The 237-nt window shown below is 52.7% G+C and carries 1 protein-coding gene; it reads left to right on the top strand.

Annotated features, from left to right (window positions below; all coding sequences use genetic code 11):
* Nucleotides 1-203, top strand: a 203-nt coding sequence (locus GHO25_RS26420; RefSeq protein ID WP_218581108.1) for a hypothetical protein, incomplete at its 5' end; no start/stop codon positions are given.
* Nucleotides 204-237 lie beyond the last annotated feature (34 nt).

The raw sequence follows: 237 nt of genomic DNA on the forward strand, positions 1-237 counted from the left end.
CTGCAAGCTGCAAGCTGCAAGCTGCAAGCTGCAAGCTGCAAGCTGCAAGCTGCAAGCTGCAAGCTGCAAGCTGCAAGAGCGTGGGGGCCTGGGCGGGGGTGTCCAGTGCAGGTTGGGGATTTTCGCTGGGTGTATCGATTGTTTGTTGCGGGGTGATGCTCAATGTTTTTTCGAGCACAAAAACAAAATCCCTGTCTGCGTGAGCAGACAGGGATTTTGGAATTTAATCTTGACGAT

Origin of the sequence: Pseudomonas sp. FSL R10-1350 (assembly GCF_009600525.1) — a bacterium.
In the GTDB taxonomy this organism is placed as follows: domain Bacteria; phylum Pseudomonadota; class Gammaproteobacteria; order Pseudomonadales; family Pseudomonadaceae; genus Aquipseudomonas; species Aquipseudomonas helleri.